At 70.9% G+C, this 19,409-nt stretch carries 13 protein-coding genes; 3 read left to right on the forward strand and 10 right to left on the reverse strand.

What is annotated here, in order from left to right:
• Positions 1–73: 73 nt before the first annotated feature.
• The 3 genes from VXC91_RS20410 (at position 74) to VXC91_RS20420 (ending at position 6,782) form a co-directional block, all read left to right on the forward strand.
• The gene (locus tag VXC91_RS20410; RefSeq protein WP_329508726.1) at positions 74–5,050 is read left to right on the forward strand and encodes an ATP-dependent helicase; all 4,977 of its coding nucleotides are present in this window, start codon (positions 74–76) and stop codon (positions 5,048–5,050) included.
• An 88-nt stretch (positions 5,051–5,138) separates the two neighbouring features.
• Positions 5,139–5,987: a DNA-formamidopyrimidine glycosylase family protein gene (locus tag VXC91_RS20415; protein ID WP_329508727.1), complete on the forward strand. Its 849-nt coding sequence runs from the start codon at positions 5,139–5,141 to the stop codon at positions 5,985–5,987.
• 33 nt (positions 5,988–6,020) lie between these two features.
• Entirely contained in the window at positions 6,021–6,782 is a 762-nt protein-coding gene (locus tag VXC91_RS20420; RefSeq protein ID WP_329508728.1) for an SDR family NAD(P)-dependent oxidoreductase, read from the forward strand.
• A 114-nt stretch (positions 6,783–6,896) separates the two neighbouring features.
• Here the strand turns inward: VXC91_RS20420 and VXC91_RS20425 are convergent, their stop codons facing one another.
• The 10 genes from VXC91_RS20425 to VXC91_RS20470 all read right to left on the reverse strand — a co-directional run.
• Positions 6,897–7,160, reverse strand: a complete 264-nt coding sequence (locus VXC91_RS20425; protein ID WP_329508729.1) for a hypothetical protein — start codon at positions 7,158–7,160, stop codon at positions 6,897–6,899.
• Positions 7,161–7,350: 190 nt separating this feature from the next.
• On the reverse strand, positions 7,351–7,821 hold the full coding sequence (locus tag VXC91_RS20430) for a Dps family protein (protein WP_329508730.1): 471 nt from the start codon (positions 7,819–7,821) through the stop codon (positions 7,351–7,353).
• A gap of 273 nt (positions 7,822–8,094) precedes the next feature.
• A complete protein-coding gene (locus VXC91_RS20435; RefSeq protein WP_329508731.1) occupies positions 8,095–8,472 on the reverse strand; it encodes a helix-turn-helix domain-containing protein in 378 nt (125 codons plus the stop codon).
• A 109-nt stretch (positions 8,473–8,581) separates the two neighbouring features.
• The gene (locus VXC91_RS20440) at positions 8,582–9,127 is read right to left on the reverse strand and encodes a CinA family protein (RefSeq protein ID WP_329508732.1); all 546 of its coding nucleotides are present in this window, start codon (positions 9,125–9,127) and stop codon (positions 8,582–8,584) included.
• Positions 9,124–9,924 carry a CDP-diacylglycerol--glycerol-3-phosphate 3-phosphatidyltransferase gene (pgsA, locus tag VXC91_RS20445; protein WP_329508733.1) on the reverse strand — a complete coding sequence of 267 codons (801 nt, stop codon included), beginning with the start codon at positions 9,922–9,924 and terminating at the stop codon, positions 9,124–9,126. The genes VXC91_RS20440 and pgsA overlap by 4 nt, the downstream gene beginning before the upstream one ends.
• On the reverse strand, positions 9,921–11,393 hold the full coding sequence (rimO, locus tag VXC91_RS20450) for a 30S ribosomal protein S12 methylthiotransferase RimO (protein ID WP_329508734.1): 1,473 nt from the start codon (positions 11,391–11,393) through the stop codon (positions 9,921–9,923). The genes pgsA and rimO overlap by 4 nt, the downstream gene beginning before the upstream one ends.
• A 124-nt stretch (positions 11,394–11,517) precedes the next feature.
• Positions 11,518–12,387, reverse strand: coding sequence for a helix-turn-helix domain-containing protein (locus VXC91_RS20455; protein ID WP_329508735.1), 870 nt, complete (start codon positions 12,385–12,387; stop codon positions 11,518–11,520).
• Between the two features lie 289 nt (positions 12,388–12,676).
• The gene (locus VXC91_RS20460; protein WP_329508736.1) at positions 12,677–15,427 is read right to left on the reverse strand and encodes a DNA translocase FtsK; all 2,751 of its coding nucleotides are present in this window, start codon (positions 15,425–15,427) and stop codon (positions 12,677–12,679) included.
• A gap of 95 nt (positions 15,428–15,522) precedes the next feature.
• On the reverse strand, positions 15,523–16,206 hold the full coding sequence (locus VXC91_RS20465) for a response regulator (protein WP_329508737.1): 684 nt from the start codon (positions 16,204–16,206) through the stop codon (positions 15,523–15,525).
• Positions 16,207–16,483: 277 nt separating this feature from the next.
• The coding region (locus tag VXC91_RS20470) for a HAMP domain-containing protein (protein ID WP_329508738.1) at positions 16,484–19,409 on the reverse strand (2,926 nt) is incomplete at its 5' end.

A 19,409-nucleotide genomic window follows, 5' to 3' on the forward strand; every position in this document is an offset into this window, starting at 1 on the left:
CGGGCCGCAGCACCGTCACCCTGCGTTTGCTCAGGTCAGGGGAGTTGTCAGTGGGCGGGTGCAGGATGGACGCATGCCCAGTCCCGCACATCCGGCCCTCGACGGCTTCTCCCCCGCGACCCGCGGCTGGTTCACGGGGGCGTTCTCCGCGCCCACCGCGGCCCAGGCCGGGGCGTGGCACGCCATCGCCGCGGGCTCGGACGTGCTCGTGGTCGCCCCGACCGGCTCCGGCAAGACGCTGGCCGCGTTCCTCGCCGCGCTCGACCAGCTGGCGTCCAAGCCGCCGCCCGCCGACCCCAAGAAGCGCTGCCGCGTGCTGTACGTGTCCCCGCTGAAGGCCCTCGCGGTCGACGTGGAGCGGAACCTGCGCAGCCCGCTCACGGGCATGCGCCAGGAGTCGGTCCGGCTCGGCCTGCCCGAGCCGGAGGTGAAGGTGGGCATCCGCTCCGGCGACACCCCGGCGGCCGAGCGCCGTGCTCTGGCTACGCGCCCGCCGGACATCCTGATCACCACGCCCGAGTCGCTCTTCCTGATGCTGACATCGGCCACGCGCGACGCGCTGACGGGTGTGGAGACGGTGATCCTGGACGAGGTGCACGCCGTGGCGGGCACCAAGCGCGGAGCGCATCTGGCCCTCTCGCTCGAACGGCTCGACGAACTGCTGCCCAGGCCCGCGCGCCGCATCGGCCTGTCCGCCACCGTGCGCCCGGTGGACGAGGTGGCCCGCTTCCTCTCCCCGCGCCGCAAGGTGGAGATCGTCCAGCCGGAGTCCGGCAAGGAGTTCGACCTGTCGGTCGTCGTCCCCGTCGAGGACCTCGGAGAACTGGGCGGCTCTCCCGTCAGCGACGGCGCCGAGGGCAAGGAGCGCCCCTCCATCTGGCCGCATGTCGAGGAGCGGATCGCGGACCTGGTCCAGGCCCACCGCTCCACGATCGTGTTCGCCAACTCCCGGCGCCTGGCGGAGCGGCTGTGCAACCGGCTCAACGAGATCGCGTACGAGAGGGCCACCGGCGAGACGCTGGAGGAGCACCACGCTCCCGCACAGCTGATGGGCGGTTCGGGTGCGGCCCAGGGAGCGCCCCCGGTGCTCGCGCGCGCCCACCACGGCTCAGTGTCCAAGGAGCAGCGGGCCCTCGTCGAGGAGGACCTGAAAGCGGGCCGGCTGCCCGCCGTCGTCGCGACCTCCAGCCTCGAGCTCGGCATCGACATGGGAGCGGTGGACCTGGTCGTCCAGGTCGAGTCACCGCCGTCCGTGGCCTCCGGCCTGCAGCGCGTGGGCCGCGCCGGGCACCAGGTCGGCGCCGTGTCCACGGGCGTGGTCTTCCCCAAGTACCGCGGCGACCTCGTCCAGGCCGCCGTGGTGACCGAGCGGATGCGCTCCGGCTCCATCGAGTCGCTGAGGGTCCCGGCGAACCCGCTGGACGTGCTCGCCCAGCAGCTTGTCGCCATGACGTCACTCGACACCTGGCAGTTCGACGACCTCCTCGCGGTGGTCCGCCGGGCGGCACCCTTCGCCTCGCTCCCCGAGTCGGCGTTCACGGCGGTGCTGGACATGCTCGCGGGCCGCTATCCCTCCGACGCCTTCGCGGAGCTGCGGCCGCGCATGGTGTGGGACCGGGTCGCGGGCACGGTCACGGGCCGCCCCGGCGCCCAGCGGCTCGCCGTCACTTCGGGGGGCACGATTCCGGACCGCGGGCTCTTCGGCGTCTTTCTGGCCGGGGCCGACCCGAAGAAGGGCGGCGGCCGGGTCGGCGAGCTGGACGAGGAGATGGTGTACGAGTCCCGGGTCGGGGACGTGTTCACGCTGGGCACCAGCTCCTGGCGGATCGAGGACATCACCCGCGACCGGGTGCTGGTCTCCCCCGCTCCTGGCGTCCCCGGCCGGCTGCCCTTCTGGAAGGGCGACCAGCTGGGCCGGCCGCTGGAGCTGGGCCGCGCGGTGGGCGCGTTCCTGCGCGAGGTGGGCTCGTTGCCGAAGGAGGACGCGCGGCTGAGGTTGCTGTCCGCGGGCCTCGACGTCTGGGCCGCGGACAACGTGCTGGCGTACCTGGACGAGCAGCGCGAGGCCTGCGGCCACGTCCCGGACGACCGCACGATCGTCGTCGAGCGGTTCCGGGACGAGCTGGGCGACTGGAGGGTGGTGGTGCACTCCCCCTTCGGCGCCCAGGTCCACGCTCCCTGGGCGCTCGCGCTGGGCGCCCGGCTGTCCGAGCGGTACGGCATGGACGCCCAGGTCATGCATGCCGACGACGGTATCGTGCTGCGCCTGCCGGACGCCGATCTGATGGGCCTCGACCTGCTCGACCAGGAGCCGATGAAGGCGGGCACGGAGTACGACGCCGAGCAGGCACCTGTCGGCGCGGCGGACACAGTCTTCGACAAGGGCGAGGTCGACCAGATCGTCACCGACCAGGTCGGCGGCTCGGCGCTGTTCGCCTCCCGGTTCCGGGAGTGCGCGGCCCGCGCGCTGCTGCTGCCGCGCCGCAACCCGGGCCGGCGCACTCCGCTGTGGCAGCAGCGCCAGCGCGCGGCCCAACTGCTCCAGGTGGCGAGCGAGTTCGGCTCGTTCCCGATCGTCCTGGAGGCGGTCCGCGAATGCCTCCAGGACGTCTTCGACGTCCCGGGGCTGGTCGAGCTGATGGGTGACATCGAGTCCCGCAAGGTGCGGCTCGTCGAGGTCACGACCCCCGAGCCGTCCCCCTTCGCCCGCTCGCTCCTGTTCGGGTACGTCGCACAGTTCCTCTACGAGGGGGACTCCCCGCTCGCCGAGCGTCGTGCCGCCGCGCTGTCGTTGGACTCCCGGCTGCTGGCCGAGCTGCTGGGCCAGGCGGAGCTGCGCGAGCTGCTCGACGCCGAGGTGCTCACCGAGCTGGAGCGCGAGCTGCAGTGGCTCACCGAGGACCGGCGTGTCAAGGACGTCGAGTCGGTCGCGGACGTGCTGCGGCTGCTGGGCCCGCTCACCGAGGCCGAGTTGGTGGAGCGAGGGGCCGACCCGCGCTGGGTCCGGGAGCTGGCCGCCGCCCGTCGCGCGATCAGGGTCCGGATCGCGGGCGTCGACCACTGGGCTGCCGTCGAGGACGCGGGCCGGCTACGCGACGCGCTGGGCACGGCGCTGCCCGTCGGAGTGCCGGAGGCCTTCACCGAACCGGTCAGGGACCCCCTCGGTGACCTTCTCGCGCGTTACGCCCGCACCCACGGGCCCTTCACGTCGGCCACGGCGGCCGCGCGTTTCGGCCTCGGGGTGGCCGTGACCGAGGGCGCGCTGCAGCGGCTGGCGGCATCCGGCCGGATCGTCCAGGGGGAGTTCCACCCGGCGGGGATCGGCCAGGAGTGGTGCGACGCGGCGGTACTGCGCAGGTTGCGGCGCCGCTCCCTGGCGGCGCTGAGGCACGAGCTGGAGCCCGTGCCTCCGGCCGCGCTGGCGCAGTTCCTGCCGCAGTGGCAGCACGTCGGCGGCGGACACGGGCTGCGCGGCGTCGACGGCCTGGTACGTGCGATCGAACAACTGCAGGGTGCATCCGTGCCCGCGTCCGCCCTGGAAAAGATCGTCCTTCCGTCCCGCGTCTCGAACTACACGCCCGCGATGCTGGACGAACTCACGGCCGCCGGCGAGGTGGTGTGGGCGGGCGCGGGCGCGCTCCCCGGAAAGGACGGCTGGGTCTCGCTGTACCTCGCGGACGCAGCACCGCTGCTGCTGCCTCCTCCGCACCCCCTGGAACTGACGGCACTGCACCAGTCGGTTCTGGATGCCCTCTCCGGCGGCTACGGCCTGTTCTTCCGCCAGATCGCCGACCAGGTCCGCGCCACGACGCACCCGGACGTAACGGATCCCCACCTGGCCGACGCGATCTGGGATCTGGCCTGGTCGGGACGGCTGACGAACGACACGCTCGCACCGATGCGATCGTTGCTCGGCTCGGGCCGCACCGCGGGCTCCACGGCCCACCGCGCCAAGCGCGCGGTGCCACGCGGACGCTACGGCTCACTGACGGCCGCCGCCCGCCCCCAGTCCCGTACGGGCCCACCGACCGTGGCGGGCCGCTGGTCGCTGCTGCCCACCCGTGAGGCCGACACCACCGTCCGCGCCCACGCGCTGGCCCGGACACTGCTGGACCGGCACGGCGTGGTGACCCGTGGCGCGGTGGCGGCGGAGGGCGTGGAGGGCGGCTTCTCGGCCGTGTACCGCGTCCTGTCCGCCTTCGAGGAGAGCGGTCAGGCCCGGCGCGGCTATGTGGTCGAGGGGCTCGGTGCGGCACAGTTCGCGATGGACGGCGCGGTGGACCGGCTGCGCGCGGTGGCGAACGCGCGCGAGCGGGGCGAGCCGCTGCCGGGCGCTCCCGGGGCATCCCCCGCGGGCAACGGTTTCACGAACGGCTTCCCCGAAGCCGGCGCGCAGCCGTACGGCTTCGATCCCACCGGGGCTCCGGACCTCGCCCACAGCCCCTTCGACGGCTCGGGCATCACCGGCCACGGTGGTCCGGAGGACCCGTTCGGCGACGTATTCGAGCCCGACGCGAAGAGCCGGGACCCGCTGTCCGATCCCGGTTTCGGAGGGCCGCGCCCGGGCTCCGGTCCCTCCGCCATGGGGCCGGGCCCCCGCGCCCTCTATGCACCGCACAGGCCGGGTCTCCCGCCCCACCGCAGCCGCTCCGCGGGCCCGGCCCGGGCCGTGGTCCTCGCGGCCGCCGACCCCGCGAACGCGTACGGAGCGGCGCTGGCATGGCCCGAGCCGCCTGCGGGTGCGGGACACAAACCGGGGCGCAAGGCGGGTTCACTGGTGGTGCTCGTCGGCGGTGAGCTGGCGCTCTACATGGAGCGGGGTGGCAAGACCTTGCTGGCCTGGCCGTCCGACCCGGAGGCCAAGGTGACGGAGGACGCCCGTGTGCGCGCCGCCGCCGAGGCCCTGGGGGCGGCCGCACGCGCGGGTTCGCTCGGCACGGTCACGGTGGAGCGCGTCAACGGCGCCGCGGCCCTTTCGTCCCCGTTCGGCGTGCTGCTGGAGGGAGCCGGCTTCATCGCGACCCCACGAGGGCTGCGGATCCGGGCCTGAGGCGTCGGCACCGAGGCCGCGGCCCCAGCCCGCCGGGACGCCGTTCGGCCTCCTCCGCTCCGCGGCCCCGGCGTGTCACCCTTGACCCATGCCCGAAGGCGACACCGTCCACCAAGCCGCGAAGCGTCTGCACGGTGCGCTCGCGGGAAAGGTGCTGGCCCGTTCCGACCTGCGCGTGCCCAGGTACGCCACCGCCGACCTCACCGGCCGTACCGTCCTGGACGTCACCGCGCGCGGCAAACACCTCCTGACCCGTGTCGAAGGCGGGCTCACGCTGCACTCGCACCTGAAGATGGACGGCGCGTGGAAGATCTACGCACCCGGGCAGCGCTGGAGCGGCGGCCCCGCCCACCAGATCCGGGCGATCCTCGGCACCGGCGACCGCACGGCCGTCGGCTACCGGCTGCCCGTCCTGGAGCTGCTGCGCACCACGGACGAGCACCGCGCGGTGGGCCACCTCGGTCCCGACCTCCTGGGCCCTGACTGGGACCCCGACAGGGCGCTGAAGAACCTGCTGAGCGACCCCGCACGTTCCCTTGGTGAGGCCCTCCTCGACCAGCGCAATCTGGCCGGCATCGGCAATGTCTACAAAAGCGAGCTGTGCTTTCTGCTCCAGGCGACACCGTGGCTCGCCGTCGGCGACCTCCCGGGCGAGCATGCGGCCCGCCTCCCCGTCCTCGCCAAGCGGCTTCTGGATGCCAACCGCGACCGCCCCGCCCGCAACACCACCGGACGGCGCGAGCAGAACCTCTTCGTGTACGGCCGTGCTCCGCGGCCCTGCGCGCGCTGCGGCACCTCCATCCGGGTCGCCGACCAGGGCGACGGCTCCCGCGACCGTCCCACCTACTGGTGTCCGGCCTGCCAGCGCGGCCCGGCTCCGTCCCCGTCCCGCGGACGCGCCGAGCGCCCCGGTATCCCTCCCCGCACAAATAATTGACGACCCGTCAGAAGTGCTCGTACCGTCGCTTTCATGCCCGTCACGGCGTACGACCTCAGCGGACGCACCGCATTCGTCACCGGAGCCGCCAGCGGCATCGGCCGCGCCTCGGCCGTACTGCTCGCGGAGGCAGGCGCCACCGTGCACTGCGCGGACCGGGACACACAGGGCCTGCACGAGACCGCGACCCTGATCAAGGACCGCGGTGGCACGGCCCGCACCCATCACCTCGACGTGACCGACCGGGCGCAGCTCAAGCAGGCGCTCGCGTGCTGCGAGCGCCTCGACGCGATGGCGGCCGTCGCCGGGATCATGCACAGCAGCCCCGTGCTGGAGACGCGCGACGAGGACCTCGACCGGGTCCTGGCCGTCAATTTCAAGGGCGTGCTGCACGCCTGCCGGGAAGCCGCACTCCGCATGATCGCGGACGGCACCCGCGGCAGCATCGTCACGATGGCGTCGAGCGCCGTCGACACCGGCGGTCCCGGACTGCTCTGCTACGGGGTGGCGAAGGCCGCCATGGTGCAGCTCACGAAGACCCTCGCGACCGAGGTCGGGCGGCACGGCATCCGGGTCAACGCGGTGGCGCCCGGATGGACCCGTACGCCGATGACCGCCCGTCATGGGGATGCCCAATCGCAGACGGAGGCGTTCATGACACGACTGTCGCCGCTGGGCCGGGTCGGAGAGCCGGAGGACATCGCCCACGCGGTCCTGTACCTGGCCTCCGACGCGGCATCGTTCACCACAGGCCAGATCCTCCGGCCGAACGGCGGCGTCGCCATGCCGTGGTGACCCCGCCGTGCGGTGACGCGCGGGCGGGCCGGCAGCCGACCGCTCCGGGGGTCCCCTGAACACCCCCGGACACGATCCCACCGGTCCCGTCCGCGCCCCCGCGCCCCCACCCCCTCACCGGGACTGCGCACACCTCCCGTGCCCCCACGCGGTACGCCACCGCCGCCAGGACCGGGCCCACTGGTCCGACCCGGCCGCCCCCTCGGCCCGGGACTTCGGCACACAGTGAACCGGCAGCAGACTCAGTCCCCATCCCCCGGTCGCGACCGCCCCCTCCAGCACCCCCGCGTCGGGTGCCAGCACGAGTCGGAGCACCCCCCACCACCACAGCACGCCCAGCGCCAGCGCAGCCCCCCAGCGCGCCGCGGGCCCCGCCATGGCCGTCACCTCCAACCCGAGGAACCAGACCCTAGACCGGCCTGTCGCGGCCAGGGAGGGCGCACCAGCGGCACACGGGCGCACCGGACCCAGCGCATGCCCCCGGCACCTGTGGCACAGGGCGCATCCCGCGCACACCCTCGCCCACCACCGGTCCCAGGGGTGCGCGGAGCATCGCGGTGCCCTGCCCTCACCCGTTCTCCGCCTGGAACATCCAGTGATGCTTCTCGAGGTCCGCGGTGATCTCCAAAAAGAGATCCTGGCTCACCGGGTCCGCCTCGGCAGTGGTCTGCACGCGCTCCCGCATGCCGCTGATCACCGCGCCCAGGGCGGCCACGAGCGTGCCCACCGCATCCGTGTCCTTCACCCAGCCCTGGGGCACGGAGCCGATGCCGCTGCCCTGAGCGACCGTCGCGGCCCGCCCGTCCGGCGGGACACCGAGAGCCGAGGAGCGTTCCGCGACGGTGTCGGAGTGCCGGCGTGCGCTGTCGACGACTTCGTCGAGCTGCAGGTGAATGGAGCGGAAGCGCGGTCCGATCACGTTCCAGTGGACCTGCTTGGCCACGAGGGAGAGGTCCAGCAGATCGACCAGCGCTCCCTGTAGCGCCTCGGAGACGATCTTGAGGTCCGTGTCCGACAGCGGGCTCTTCACGACGTACATCGGCATCCTCCGCTCGTGTGACCCCGAGCCCCCGCCCTTCCACCATGGCCGCCCCGTACGGGCCCGGCAAACGGGACCGCCCCCCAGCCCCCGCAGGCCGCCGCGAGCGCCCGCGGAAGCACGGAGCCCGGCCGCGCGCCCCTCACGGAAGAACGCGCCGGGTGACGCCGCCCGGACGCGCGAGAGCCCCGGCCGGCCCCTCCGGTCTCCCGGAGCGGCCCCGGCCGGGGCTCCTTCACACGTCGGAACCTCACCCGCCCACGCGAGTGAGAGTCAGGCGGCGACCACGTCCACTGCCTCGGCGGGCGCCTTGATCGTTACCCGTTCCGGTGGGACACCGGTGACGGACACGGAGTTGAGCATCGGGCGACGTACCGGTGCGGGCACCGGTTCGGGTGCCGACGCCGACTGTGCCAGCTCGGCGAGCGCGAGCTCGTCGCTCACTTCTCGCATGAGCTCGGACATCCGTACGTCCAGCGCGTCGCAGATCGCGGAGAGCAGCTCGGAGGACGCCTCCTTCTGCCCCCGCTCCACCTCGGAGAGATAGCCGAGCGAAACTCGGGCGGACGAGGAGACTTCGCGCAGAGTACGGCCCTGGCGCTGGCGCTGCCGACGCAGCACGTCACCCAGCAGGCGACGGAGCAGAATCATCGGTGGCTCCCTCCTCGGACCGCGAAACCGCATCCTTCACGCCCCACCGTACCGCCTTGCGCCGCGGCCGTGCGGGGAGCGCTGTTGTGTTCACTCAGGGCTGCAAACATCAAGTCCCCCCGTTCTGTTCCGTATCCTGTGCCCGCTCATTCCCAGTCTGTTCGCCCGCAAGCTCCCTGAGGAACAGTGCGAGCACGCTCCGTACACTCTCCATACGGATTTCCTCGCGGTCGCCGTTCAACCGCAGCGAGACCACTTTCCCGCCACTGAGTTCGTCGGAAACTCCTTCGAACGGCCCGTGTACCGCCACGAAAACCGTGCCGACCGGCTGCCCGTCCTGAGGCTCGGGCCCTGCCACACCGGTCGTCGCAAGCCCCCAGTCGGCGCCGAGCACCTTGCGGACGCCGGCTGCCATCTGAGCCGCCACCTGCGGATCCACCGCCCCGTGCGCGTCCAGAAGGGTGGCGTCGACCCCGAGGACGTCCCGCTTCAGATCCGTGGCATAGGCGGTCACGGAGCCGCGGAAGGCCTGGGAGGCCCCGGGCACCGCCGTGATCTCCGCCGCCACCAGACCACCGGTCAGCGACTCGGCGACGGCGAGCGTCTCGCCTCTCACCGTGAGTAGTCGCAGTATCTCGGTGGCCAGATGATTCACCCCTGCGCCTCCTCAGGGGCGGCTCGGCGCTCGGCGATTCCGCGCCTGCGCAGCACAATGGCCTGTCTCACATAGTCGAGCCCGGTGACGACGGTCAGGACGATCGCCGCGGCCATCACCCAGAACCTCAGGGTCGCGAGCCACCCCGTGAGCGCCAGCACGTACATGCCGACGGCCACTCCCTGCGTGAGCGTCTTCAGCTTGCCGCCGCGGCTCGCCGGGATCACGCCGTAGCGGATCACCAGGAAGCGCAGCAGGGTGATGCCGAGCTCACGGCCCAGGATCACCACCGTCACCCACCACGGCAGGTCTCCGAGCGCGGACAGGCAGATCAGTGCCGCACCCATGATCGCCTTGTCGGCGATCGGGTCGGCGATCTTCCCGAAGTCGGTGACGAGGTCGTACGTGCGCGCCAGATGGCCGTCGAACAGGTCGGTGATCATGGCGACGGCGAAGGCCGCCCAGGCCAGTGAGCGCCATGCCGGGTCGTAACCGCCGTTCGCCAGCATCAGCGCGACGAAGCCCGGCACGAGAACCAGCCGGAGCATCGTCAGAAGGTTGGCTACATTCCAGACACTGGCCTGGTTGACCGCGGCGGCCGTCAGCTTGGCGCCGCGCGCCGGCCGAACGCCTTCCTGGGCGCCGGAGGTGTCCGCGTCCGCCTTGGCCACCTGGTGACCGGACGCACCCTTGGCCGCCTTTCCGCCGGTCATGCCCGGGGGCCCGGAGCCTCCCGGCCCGGACGCTCCACGCGCAGCCGAGGAGCCGCCCGCTGCGGACGCCGAGATCCCCGTCATCTGCCCGCCTCCTCAGCACTGCCGAGCGAGCCCGCGAGCGGCTCGGCCACCAGATCGACACCCTCCGTACCGACCACCTTCGCCTCGACCATACGGCCGACGCGAAGGCCCTCGCCCACCGTGAACAGCACCTGGCCGTCCGTCTCGGGCGCCTGGTGCGCGGCGCGGCCGTAGGCACCGTCCTCGCCGTCCACCGACTCCACGAGCACATGCAGGGTCTCACCGACGCGCTCCTCGGCGCGCTGGGACACCAGCTCCTCGGCCAGCCGGGAGACATGGGCCAGCCGCTCGGCGACGACGTCCTCGTCGAGCTTGTTGTCGTACGTGGCGGCTTCGGTGCCCTCCTCGTCGGAATAGCCGAAGACGCCGATGGCGTCCAGCCGCGCACCGTTCAGGAACCGCTCGAGTTCGGCCAGGTCGGCCTCGGTCTCTCCGGGGAAGCCCACGATGAAGTTGGAGCGCACACCCGCCTCGGGGGCCTTGCTCCTGATGGTGTCCAGCAGCGCGAGAAAGCGGTCGGTGTCGCCGAAGCGTCGCATGGCGCGCAGCACGTCGGGCGCCGAGTGCTGGAAGGACAGATCGAAGTACGGCGCGACCTTCGGGATCGAGGTCAGCACGTCGATGAGGCCGGGCCGCATCTCAGCCGGCTGGAGGTAGCTGACGCGGACACGCTCGATGCCGTCCACGTCGGCGAGCTCGGGCAGCAGGGACTCGAGGAGACGGATGTCGCCGAGGTCCTTGCCGTAGGAGGTGTTGTTCTCGGAGACCAGCATGATCTCCTTCACGCCCTGTTCGGCCAGCCAGCGCGTTTCGTTCAGCACGTCGCTCGGCCGGCGTGAGATGAAGGAACCGCGGAAGGACGGGATGGCGCAGAAGGAGCAGCGCCGGTCGCAGCCGGAGGCGAGCTTCACCGAGGCGACCGGGGAGCCGTCCAGACGGCGGCGCAGGGGCGCGCGGGGGCCCGAGGACGGGGCGAGGCCTTCGGGGAGATCGGCCGGCCCGTGCCCGGGCAGCGCGACCGCCGCGGCGGATTCCTGCCGCTCCGCCGGGCTGATCGGCAGGAGCTTGCGCCGGTCGCGGGGGGTGTGGGAAGCGTGGATGCCGCCGTTCAGGATGGTCTGGAGGCGGTCGGAGATGTTCGCGTAGTCGTCGAAGCCGAGCACGCCGTCGGCCTCCGGGAGGGCCTCGGCGAGTTCCTTGCCGTACCGCTCGGCCATGCAGCCCACCGCCACGACGGCCTGCGTCTTCCCGTGCCCCTTGAGGTCGTTCGCCTCCAGCAGGGCGTCCACGGAATCCTTCTTGGCGGCCTCGACGAAGCCACAGGTGTTCACGACCGCGACGTCCGCGGCTGCGGCGTCCTCCACGAGTTGCCAGCCGTCCGCCTCCAAACGGCCCGCGAGCTCCTCCGAGTCCACCTCGTTACGGGCGCAGCCAAGGGTGACGAGTGCGACGGTACGGCGTTCAGGCATGGGCTCAAGACTACTTCGTCCCGCTGACAGCCCACGTCGACGGGGTTGGCCGATCTTGGCCAACCCCGTGTGTTCCTGTCCGTTCAGTACCGGTCGGGCACTTCAGGGTGCCCGACGGCGTCTCTCATCCCGAGACGGGATCGCCCTGCGTGTAGGTCAGGCGCTCGACCTGACCGGGCTGGAAGTCGTCCTGGATCTTCTTGCCGTTGACGTAGAGCTCGATGGCTCCCGCGTCGCCGAGGACCAGGTCGATCTTCTCCTTGTCCTGGAACGTTTGCGAGTCGCCCCTCTCGAGCAGCCCGTCGTACATCGTGCGGCCGTTGTGGTCCTTCGCGGAGATCCAGCTGCGGCCGTTGATGGCGCTCACCTGGACGGTCACCTTGTCCCGGGGGGCCGCCGCGATGGCGCTGTCGGACGGCTCGGGCTTCTGCTCGACCGGCTTGCTGGCCTTGGGCGTCGGCGAGGCGGGCTTGCTGGTGGTCGGCTTGGAGCCCTCGGCGACCTGCGGCTTGCCACCGTCCCCGCCGTCGGTCCCCTTGACCACGGTGAACCCGACGAAGCCGATCACCGCGACGATCGCCGCGACCATGGCCGCGGTCCAGTTGGGCCCGCGCCGCTCCGGGCGGATACGTTCCGCCTGGAAGAGGGGGGTGGCCGGGGTCGGAGCCCGACGCCCACCGTGCTCGGCGGCGAACTGCTCCAGCAGCGGAGCCGGGTCGAGATGCACCGCCTGCGCGAGCGTGCGAATGTGCCCCCGGGCGTACACCGCGCCGCCACAGGGGGCGAAGTCGTCCTGTTCCATCGCCTGCACGATGGGGACGCGGACACGGGTGGCGTTGCTGATGTCGTCGACGGTCAGCCCGGCCGCGATGCGCGCCTGCTGCAGGGCTCGGCCGATCGAGGGGGGCTCCGACGCGGTGGCGTCGTCGCGATCGTCTTCGAACGGACGCTCGTCCTCAGGGGAGTTGCCGTCAGGGGAGTTGCCGATGGACACGGGGGCGCCTTTCGAGCGTTGAGCCACCTGTGCTGGAAGTTCAGTCTAGGGGGGGTACGAAAGGGTGGGGCAACCGGGCGGTATGACTTTGTACGCCATCCGAATGGCCGGTCATCCTGATGGTGGGGCATGCACCTGTCCCCTCCCTCAACTTGACGTACGCGGGCGGGAAACGGTTGCTCACGGATCACTTACGAGTCGGTCACGGTCGGGCTTCCGGGCGCGGTGCCCGGCGTTGGGGACGCACCCGGGCGACCCACTCCCACGGCGAACCGGAACCCATGCATCCCTAGGAATGAGACTCCCCACGGATCAGGGCGATCACTCCGTCCAATTCCTCGGGTTTCACCAGAACGTCACGAGCCTTGGAACCCTCGCTGGGACCGACGATGTTCCGCGACTCCATGAGGTCCATCAGCCGTCCCGCCTTGGCGAAGCCCACGCGCAGCTTCCGCTGGAGCATCGAGGTGGAACCGAACTGCGTGGAGACGACCAGTTCGGCCGCCTGGCACAGCAGGTCGAGGTCGTCACCGATGTCCTCGTCGATCTCCTTCTTCTGCTTCGTGCCGACCGTGACATCCTCGCGGAAGACGGGCGCCATCTGGTCCTTGCAGTGCTTGACGACGGCCGCGACCTCGTCCTCGGTCACGAACGCGCCCTGCATACGCGTCGGCTTGTTCGCTCCCATCGGCAGGAAGAGACCGTCGCCCTTGCCGATCAGCTTCTCGGCACCGGGTTGGTCGAGGATGACGCGCGAGTCGGCCAGGGACGAGGTGGCGAAGGCCAGTCGGGAAGGCACGTTCGCCTTGATCAGACCCGTCACGACGTCCACCGACGGCCTCTGGGTGGCGAGCACCAGATGGATGCCGGCCGCACGTGCGAGCTGGGTGATCCGCACGATCGCGTCCTCGACGTCACGCGGCGCGACCATCATCAGGTCGGCCAACTCGTCGACGATGACCAGCAGGTACGGGTAGGGCTGCAGTTCGCGTTCACTGCCCTCGGGCGCCTTGACCTTGCCGTCCCGGATGGCCGCGTTGAAGTCGTCGATGTGCCGGAAGCCGTACGCCGCCAGATCGTCGTAGCGCAGATCCATCTCCCGGACCACCCACTGGAGCGCCTCCGCTGCCCGCTTGGGGTTGGTGATGATCGGCGTGATCAGGTGCGGAATGCCCTCGTAGGCGGTCAGCTCGACCCGCTTGGGGTCGACCAGGACCATGCGCACCTCCTCCGGGGTCGCCCGCATCATGATCGAGGTGATCAGGCAGTTGATGCAGGACGACTTGCCGGAACCGGTGGCACCGGCGACCAGCACGTGCGGCATCTTCGCGATGTTCGCCATCACGTAGCCGCCCTCGACGTCCTTGCCGAGCGCCACCAGCATCGGGTGGTCGTCCTCGGCGGCCGCCGCGAGACGCAGCACGTCACCGAGGTTGACCATCTCACGGTCGGTGTTGGGGATCTCGATGCCGACCGCGGACTTGCCGGGGATCGGGCTGATGATCCGCACATCGGGGCTGGCGACGGCGTACGCGATGTTCTTGGTGAGCGCGGTGATCCGCTCGACCTTCACGGCGGGGCCCAGCTCGACCTCGTAACGGGTGACCGTCGGGCCACGCGTGAAGCCGGTGACGGCCGCGTCGACCTTGAACTCGGTGAAGACGTTCGTCAGCGAGGCGACGACTGCGTCATTGGCGGCGCTGCGCGCCTTGCCGGGGCCGCCGCGCTCGAGGAGGCCCAGGGACGGCAGGGCGTAGGTGATGTCGCCGGAGAGCTGGAGTTGTTCGGCGCGTGGCGGGAGCCCGCGGGACTCCTGCGGCGCGGCCTTGGTCAGGTCCGGCACGGACTCGACCGGGAGCTTGTCCTGTTGGGGGCGCGCGGCGGGCACCGGCGTCGCCTCCGCCCGGTCGCTCACGCTCACGCCCTGGGTGAGGCCGGCGACGATCGGGGACGGCGGCATGCCGTGCAGGACGGCGCCGTCCAGGGCGGCGGCGGCCGCCGCCGCGACGTCCACGGCGTCCATCTCCCGGCCCATGGCCGGCTGCACCGAGGGACGGCGGGGGCGGTTGCGGCGCCGGGAGAGCGCCTCCTGCTCGGCCCCCTCCGGGTCGTACGCCTCAGGGGCGGCCGCACCGCTCCGCCGGGAGCGCGGCAGCGCCTCGCGCCACTGTTCGTCGTAGCGCTCGTCGTCCTCGGTGGAGGCGTCGTCCTGCGGTTCGTGCAGGATCCCGAGCTTCACCCCGAGCAGCCGCAGCCGCTGCGGGATGGCGGTCACGGGTGTCGCGGTGACGACGAGCAGACCGAAGAACGTGAGCAGGACGAGGAGCGGTACGGCGAGGGCGTCCCCCATGGCGTACGTCAGCGGGGTGGCCGCGCCCCAGCCGACGAGCCCGCCGGCATCCCTTATCGCCTGCATGCCGTCGCTGCGCGCGGGCTCGCCGCACGCGATGTGCACCTGGCCGAGCACACCGATGACGAGGGCGGACAGGCCGATGACGATGCGGCCGTTGGCCTCCGGCCGCTCCGGGTGCAGGATCAGGCGCACGGCCATCCCGCCGAGCAGCAGCGGCACGAGCAGGTCGAGGCGGCCGAAGGCGCCGGTCACCAGGATCTCCACGAGATCGCCGACGGGACCGCGCAGACTGGCCCAGGTGCCCGCGGCGACGACCATCGACAGGGCGAGCAGCAGGAGCGCGAGCCCGTCCTTGCGGTGCGCCGGGTCGAGCCCCTTCGCGCCCCGTCCTATGCCGCGGAACATGGCTCCTACGGCATGCGCGAGCCCCAGCCAGAGGGCGCGCACGAGTCGGTACACGCCCCCGGTCGGGTTGGGCGCCGGCGCCGGGGCGGGCTTCTTGGCCGGGGCCTTCCGGGCGGTCGCCTTCTTCGCTGCGGCCTTCTTCGCCGGAGCCTTCCTCGGAGCGGCCGCCTTCTTCGCGGGCGACTTCTTGGCTGCGGGACGTGGGGCCATGAGTGTGAGATTACCGGTGGAGACGACAGGGGACACGCGTGCCTTCCGCTTCACCCGTTCGTGTCGCTCCATACGAGGCGGGAAACTGACGCGAGCTCAAAGGGCAGTGAAACACGCTCATCCGGAGCGCTCCGCGGAGGAAAGTCCCCGACCCGCGGAGCGGCCCGTCAGCTCTGGGACGGCACCGACGGCGCGCCACTGCCTGTGCCCGGCTCCAGGGCGTCCAGCGCCCGGCGCAGCCCTGTGAGTTTGCGTTCGAGATGGGCCGCGGTCGCCACCGCCGCCGCGTCCGCCGCGTCGTCGTCGAGTTGCTTGGACAGCGCCTCGGCCTGCTCCTCGACCGCCGCCAGCCGTGCCGAGAGCTCGGCGAGGAGTCCTGCGGGCTCCTTTGTCTCGCCGACCGCGGACTTGCCGCCGCCCTCCAACTGGAGGCGCAGCAGGGCGGCCTGCTCGCGCAGTTGGCAGTTCTTCATGTAGAGCTCGACGAACACCGAGACCTTGGCCCGCAGCACCCACGGGTCGAACGGCTTGGAGATGTAGTCCACCGCCCCTGCCGCGTAGCCGCGGAAGGTGTGGTGCGGGCCGTGGTTGATGGCGGTCAGGAAGATGATCGGGATGTCCCTGGTCCGCTCTCGCCGCTTGATGTGCGCGGCGGTCTCAAAACCGTCCATACCCGGCATCTGGACGTCCAGCAGAATGACCGCGAAGTCGTCCGTCAGCAGTGCCTTGAGCGCTTCCTCCCCGGACGATGCCCTGACCAGCGTCTGATCGAGCGCGGAGAGAATGGCCTCCAGCGCCAGCAGATTCTCCGGCCGGTCATCGACCAGGAGGATCTTGGCCTTCTGCACCATGGCCCGCCCTCCTCGCCCCGGCTTGGGGCCTCCCCTGTCCTCAGGACTCGGGACGACGCCACCCGGCGCCGCCCCAGGGGGCGACTCCCTTGCGCCGCCCGTCCTTGTGCCGGTCATCGTAGCCGCACCCCGCCTGTCGCCACACCCTGTCACCGTGATGTCACTGTGCACGTAGCAGAAACGCAGCAGGAGATCAGAAGGTTCCCCGTGCACCGCACTTCTACACGGCTGCGGCCACACACAGTCAGCAACTCCGCGTGAACATTCAGGGTGCCCGTCACTGCTCACGCATCCACTGTTCCATCACAGCGAGCAGGTGATCGGGGTCGACCGGCTTCGTCACGTAGTCGGAGGCACCCGACTCAATGGCCTTCTCCCGGTCGCCCTTCATCGCCTTCGCCGTCAGCGCGACGATCGGCAGCCCCGCGAACTGCGGCATCCGCCGGATCGCCGTCGTCGTGGCGTATCCGTCCATCTCGGGCATCATGATGTCCATCAGGACGACCGCGACGTCGTCGTGCTGTTCCAGGACCTCGATGCCCTCCCGGCCGTTCTCGGCGTACAGCACCGACAAGCCGTGCTGCTCCAGGACGCTGGTGAGCGCGAAGACGTTGCGGATGTCGTCGTCGACGATCAGCACCTTCTCGCTGTCGAACCGCACGCCCTGCCGCGGCACCACACCTTCCTGCTGCTCCCCGGCCCACTGCTCCTGTCCCGCGCCCGAGCGCTGCGGGCCCCCGGAGACCGCCCTGCGCCGGCGTCGGAAGAGCGCCGCCGGCCCGTTCTGGGTCTCCTGGTACGACTTCACCTCGGCCGGGGTCTCGATGTCCGGCGCGGCCGGCACCGCTTCGGACGCCAGCAGCTCGTCGGCCTGCATGGTGGGCGCGAGCTGCGAGTAGCCGTGCGGCGGCAGTTCGCTCGGGTGAAGCGGCAGATACAGGGTGAACGTCGAGCCGCGTCCGGGTTCGCTCTGCGCGTGGATCTCCCCGCCGAGCAGCCGCGCGATCTCGCGCGAGATGGAGAGCCCCAGGCCCGTACCCCCGTACTTGCGGCTCGTGGTGCCGTCCGCCTGCTTGAACGCCTCGAAGATCACCCGCATCTTGCTGGCCGCGATGCCGATGCCGGTGTCGGCCACGGAGAACGCGATCAGCTCCGCGTCCGGGTCCCGCAGCGAACCGGCCTCCAGGAGCTGCTCCCGGATGGCCACCGGGACGTCGTTGCCCGCAGGCCGGATCACCAGCTCGACGGCCCCGGTGTCGGTGAACTTCACCGCGTTGGAGAGCAGGTTGCGCAGCACCTGCAGAAGGCGCTGCTCGTCGGTGTGCAGCGTGGCGGGCAGCTCGGGCGAGACCCGTACCGAGAAGTCCAGGCCCTTCTCCGCGGTCAGCGGCCGGAAGGTGGCTTCCACGTAGTCGACGAGCTGGACGAGCGCGATGCGCGTCGGGGAGACGTCCATCTTGCCCGCCTCGACCTTCGACAGGTCGAGGATGTCGTTGATCAGCTGGAGCAGGTCGGAGCCGGCGCCGTGGATGGTCTCGGCGAACTCGACCTGCTTCGGCGACAGGTTGCCCTCGGCGTTGTCGGCGAGCAACTTGGCCAGGATCAGCAGGGAGTTCAACGGTGTGCGCAGCTCGTGCGACATGTTGGCGAGGAACTCGCTCTTGTAGCGCATGGAGACCGCGAGCTGCTCGGCGCGCTCCTCCAGGACCTGCCGCGCCTCCTCGATCTCGGTGTTCTTGACCTCGATGTCGCGGTTCTGCTGGGCCAGCAGCTCGGCCTTCTCCTCCAGTTCGGCGTTGGACGACTGGAGGGCCTTCTGCCGGTTCTCCAACTCGGCTGACCGCTCCCGCAGTTGCTCGGTCAGCTCCTGCGACTGCTTGAGCAGCACCTCGGTCTTGGTGTTGACGGAGATGGTGTTGACGCTCGTCGCGATCATCTCGGCGATCTGGTTCAGGAAGTCCTTCTGGATCTGTGTGAACGGGGTGAAGGAGGCCAGCTCGATCACGCCGAGCACCTTGCCCTCGAAGAGCACCGGAAGGACGATCACCTGCGCGGGCGGTGCCTCGCCGAGCCCGGAGGAGATCTTCAGATAGCCGCTCGGCGCGTTCTCCACGAGGATCGTGCGCTTCTCCTTGGCGGCCGTCCCGATGAGCGCCTCGCCCGGCCGGAACGACGTGGGCATGGAACCCATGGAGTAACCGTAGGACCCCAGCATGCGCAGCTCGTACGCCTCGTCCGCCTCGGCGTTCAGGTCCTTGCCGTCGACCAGCGGCATCGCGAGGAAGAACGCGCCGTGCTGGGCGGACACCACGGGCGTCAGCTCACTCATGATCAGCGAGGCCACGTCCTCCAGGTCACGACGGCCCTGCATCAGGGCGGAGATACGCGCCAGGTTGCCCTTCAGCCAGTCCTGCTCCTTGTTCGCGATCGTGGTGTCGCGCAGGTTGGCGATCATCTTGTTGATGTAGTCCTGAAGCTCCTGGATCTCGCCGGAGGCGTCCACGTCGATCTTCAGGTTGAGGTCACCGCGGGTCACCGCGGTCGCCACGCGCGCGATGGCGCGTACCTGCCGGGTCAGGTTCCCGGCCATCTCGTTCACCGACTCGGTGAGGTCGCGCCAGGTGCCGTCGACGTCCCGGACGCGCGCCTGGCCGCCCAGCTGCCCCTCCGTACCCACCTCGCGGGCCACCCTGGTGACCTCCTCGGCGAAAGAGGAGAGCTGGTCGACCATGGTGTTGATGGTGGTCTTCAGCTCGAGGATCTCGCCTCGGGCGTCGATGTCGATCTTCTTGGTCAGGTCGCCCTTGGCGATGGCGGTGGTGACCATGGCGATGTTGCGCACCTGACCGGTGAGGTTGGACGCCATCTGGTTCACGGACTCGGTGAGGTCCTTCCACGTGCCGGCCACGCCCGGAACGTGTGCCTGACCGCCGAGGATGCCGTCGGTGCCCACCTCGCGGGCAACCTTGGTGACCTGGTCGGCGAACGAACTCAGCGTCTTCACCATCGTGTTGAAGGTGTCGGCGAGCTGCGCGACCTCACCACGCGCCTCGATCGTCACCGTCCGGGTCAGGTCACCGTTGGCGACGGCCGCCGCGACCTGGGAGATGTTGCGCACCTGCGTGGTCAGGTTGTTGGCCATCAGGTTGACGTTGTCGTTGAGGTCCTTCCAGATGCCCGTGACGCCGGGGACGTGCGCCTGA

The organism is Streptomyces chiangmaiensis (assembly GCF_036281785.1).
GTDB lineage: Bacteria > Actinomycetota > Actinomycetes > Streptomycetales > Streptomycetaceae > Streptomyces > Streptomyces chiangmaiensis.

Bases quoted from the DNA above. Each gene is read 5' to 3' on its own strand.
- VXC91_RS20465 (WP_329508737.1), bottom strand. From the start codon at position 16,206: ATGGTGCAGAAGGCCAAGATCCTCCTGGTCGATGACCGGCCGGAGAAT.
- VXC91_RS20425 (WP_329508729.1), bottom strand. From the start codon at position 7,160: ATGGCGGGGCCCGCGGCGCGCTGGGGGGCTGCGCTGGCGCTGGGCGTG.
- VXC91_RS20410 (WP_329508726.1), top strand. From the start codon at position 74: ATGCCCAGTCCCGCACATCCGGCCCTCGACGGCTTCTCCCCCGCGACC.
- VXC91_RS20420 (WP_329508728.1), top strand. From the start codon at position 6,021: ATGCCCGTCACGGCGTACGACCTCAGCGGACGCACCGCATTCGTCACC.
- rimO (WP_329508734.1), bottom strand. From the start codon at position 11,393: ATGCCTGAACGCCGTACCGTCGCACTCGTCACCCTTGGCTGCGCCCGT.
- VXC91_RS20430 (WP_329508730.1), bottom strand. From the start codon at position 7,821: ATGTACGTCGTGAAGAGCCCGCTGTCGGACACGGACCTCAAGATCGTC.
- VXC91_RS20435 (WP_329508731.1), bottom strand. From the start codon at position 8,472: ATGATTCTGCTCCGTCGCCTGCTGGGTGACGTGCTGCGTCGGCAGCGC.
- VXC91_RS20415 (WP_329508727.1), top strand. From the start codon at position 5,139: ATGCCCGAAGGCGACACCGTCCACCAAGCCGCGAAGCGTCTGCACGGT.
- pgsA (WP_329508733.1), bottom strand. From the start codon at position 9,924: ATGACGGGGATCTCGGCGTCCGCAGCGGGCGGCTCCTCGGCTGCGCGT.
- VXC91_RS20460 (WP_329508736.1), bottom strand. From the start codon at position 15,427: ATGGAGCGACACGAACGGGTGAAGCGGAAGGCACGCGTGTCCCCTGTC.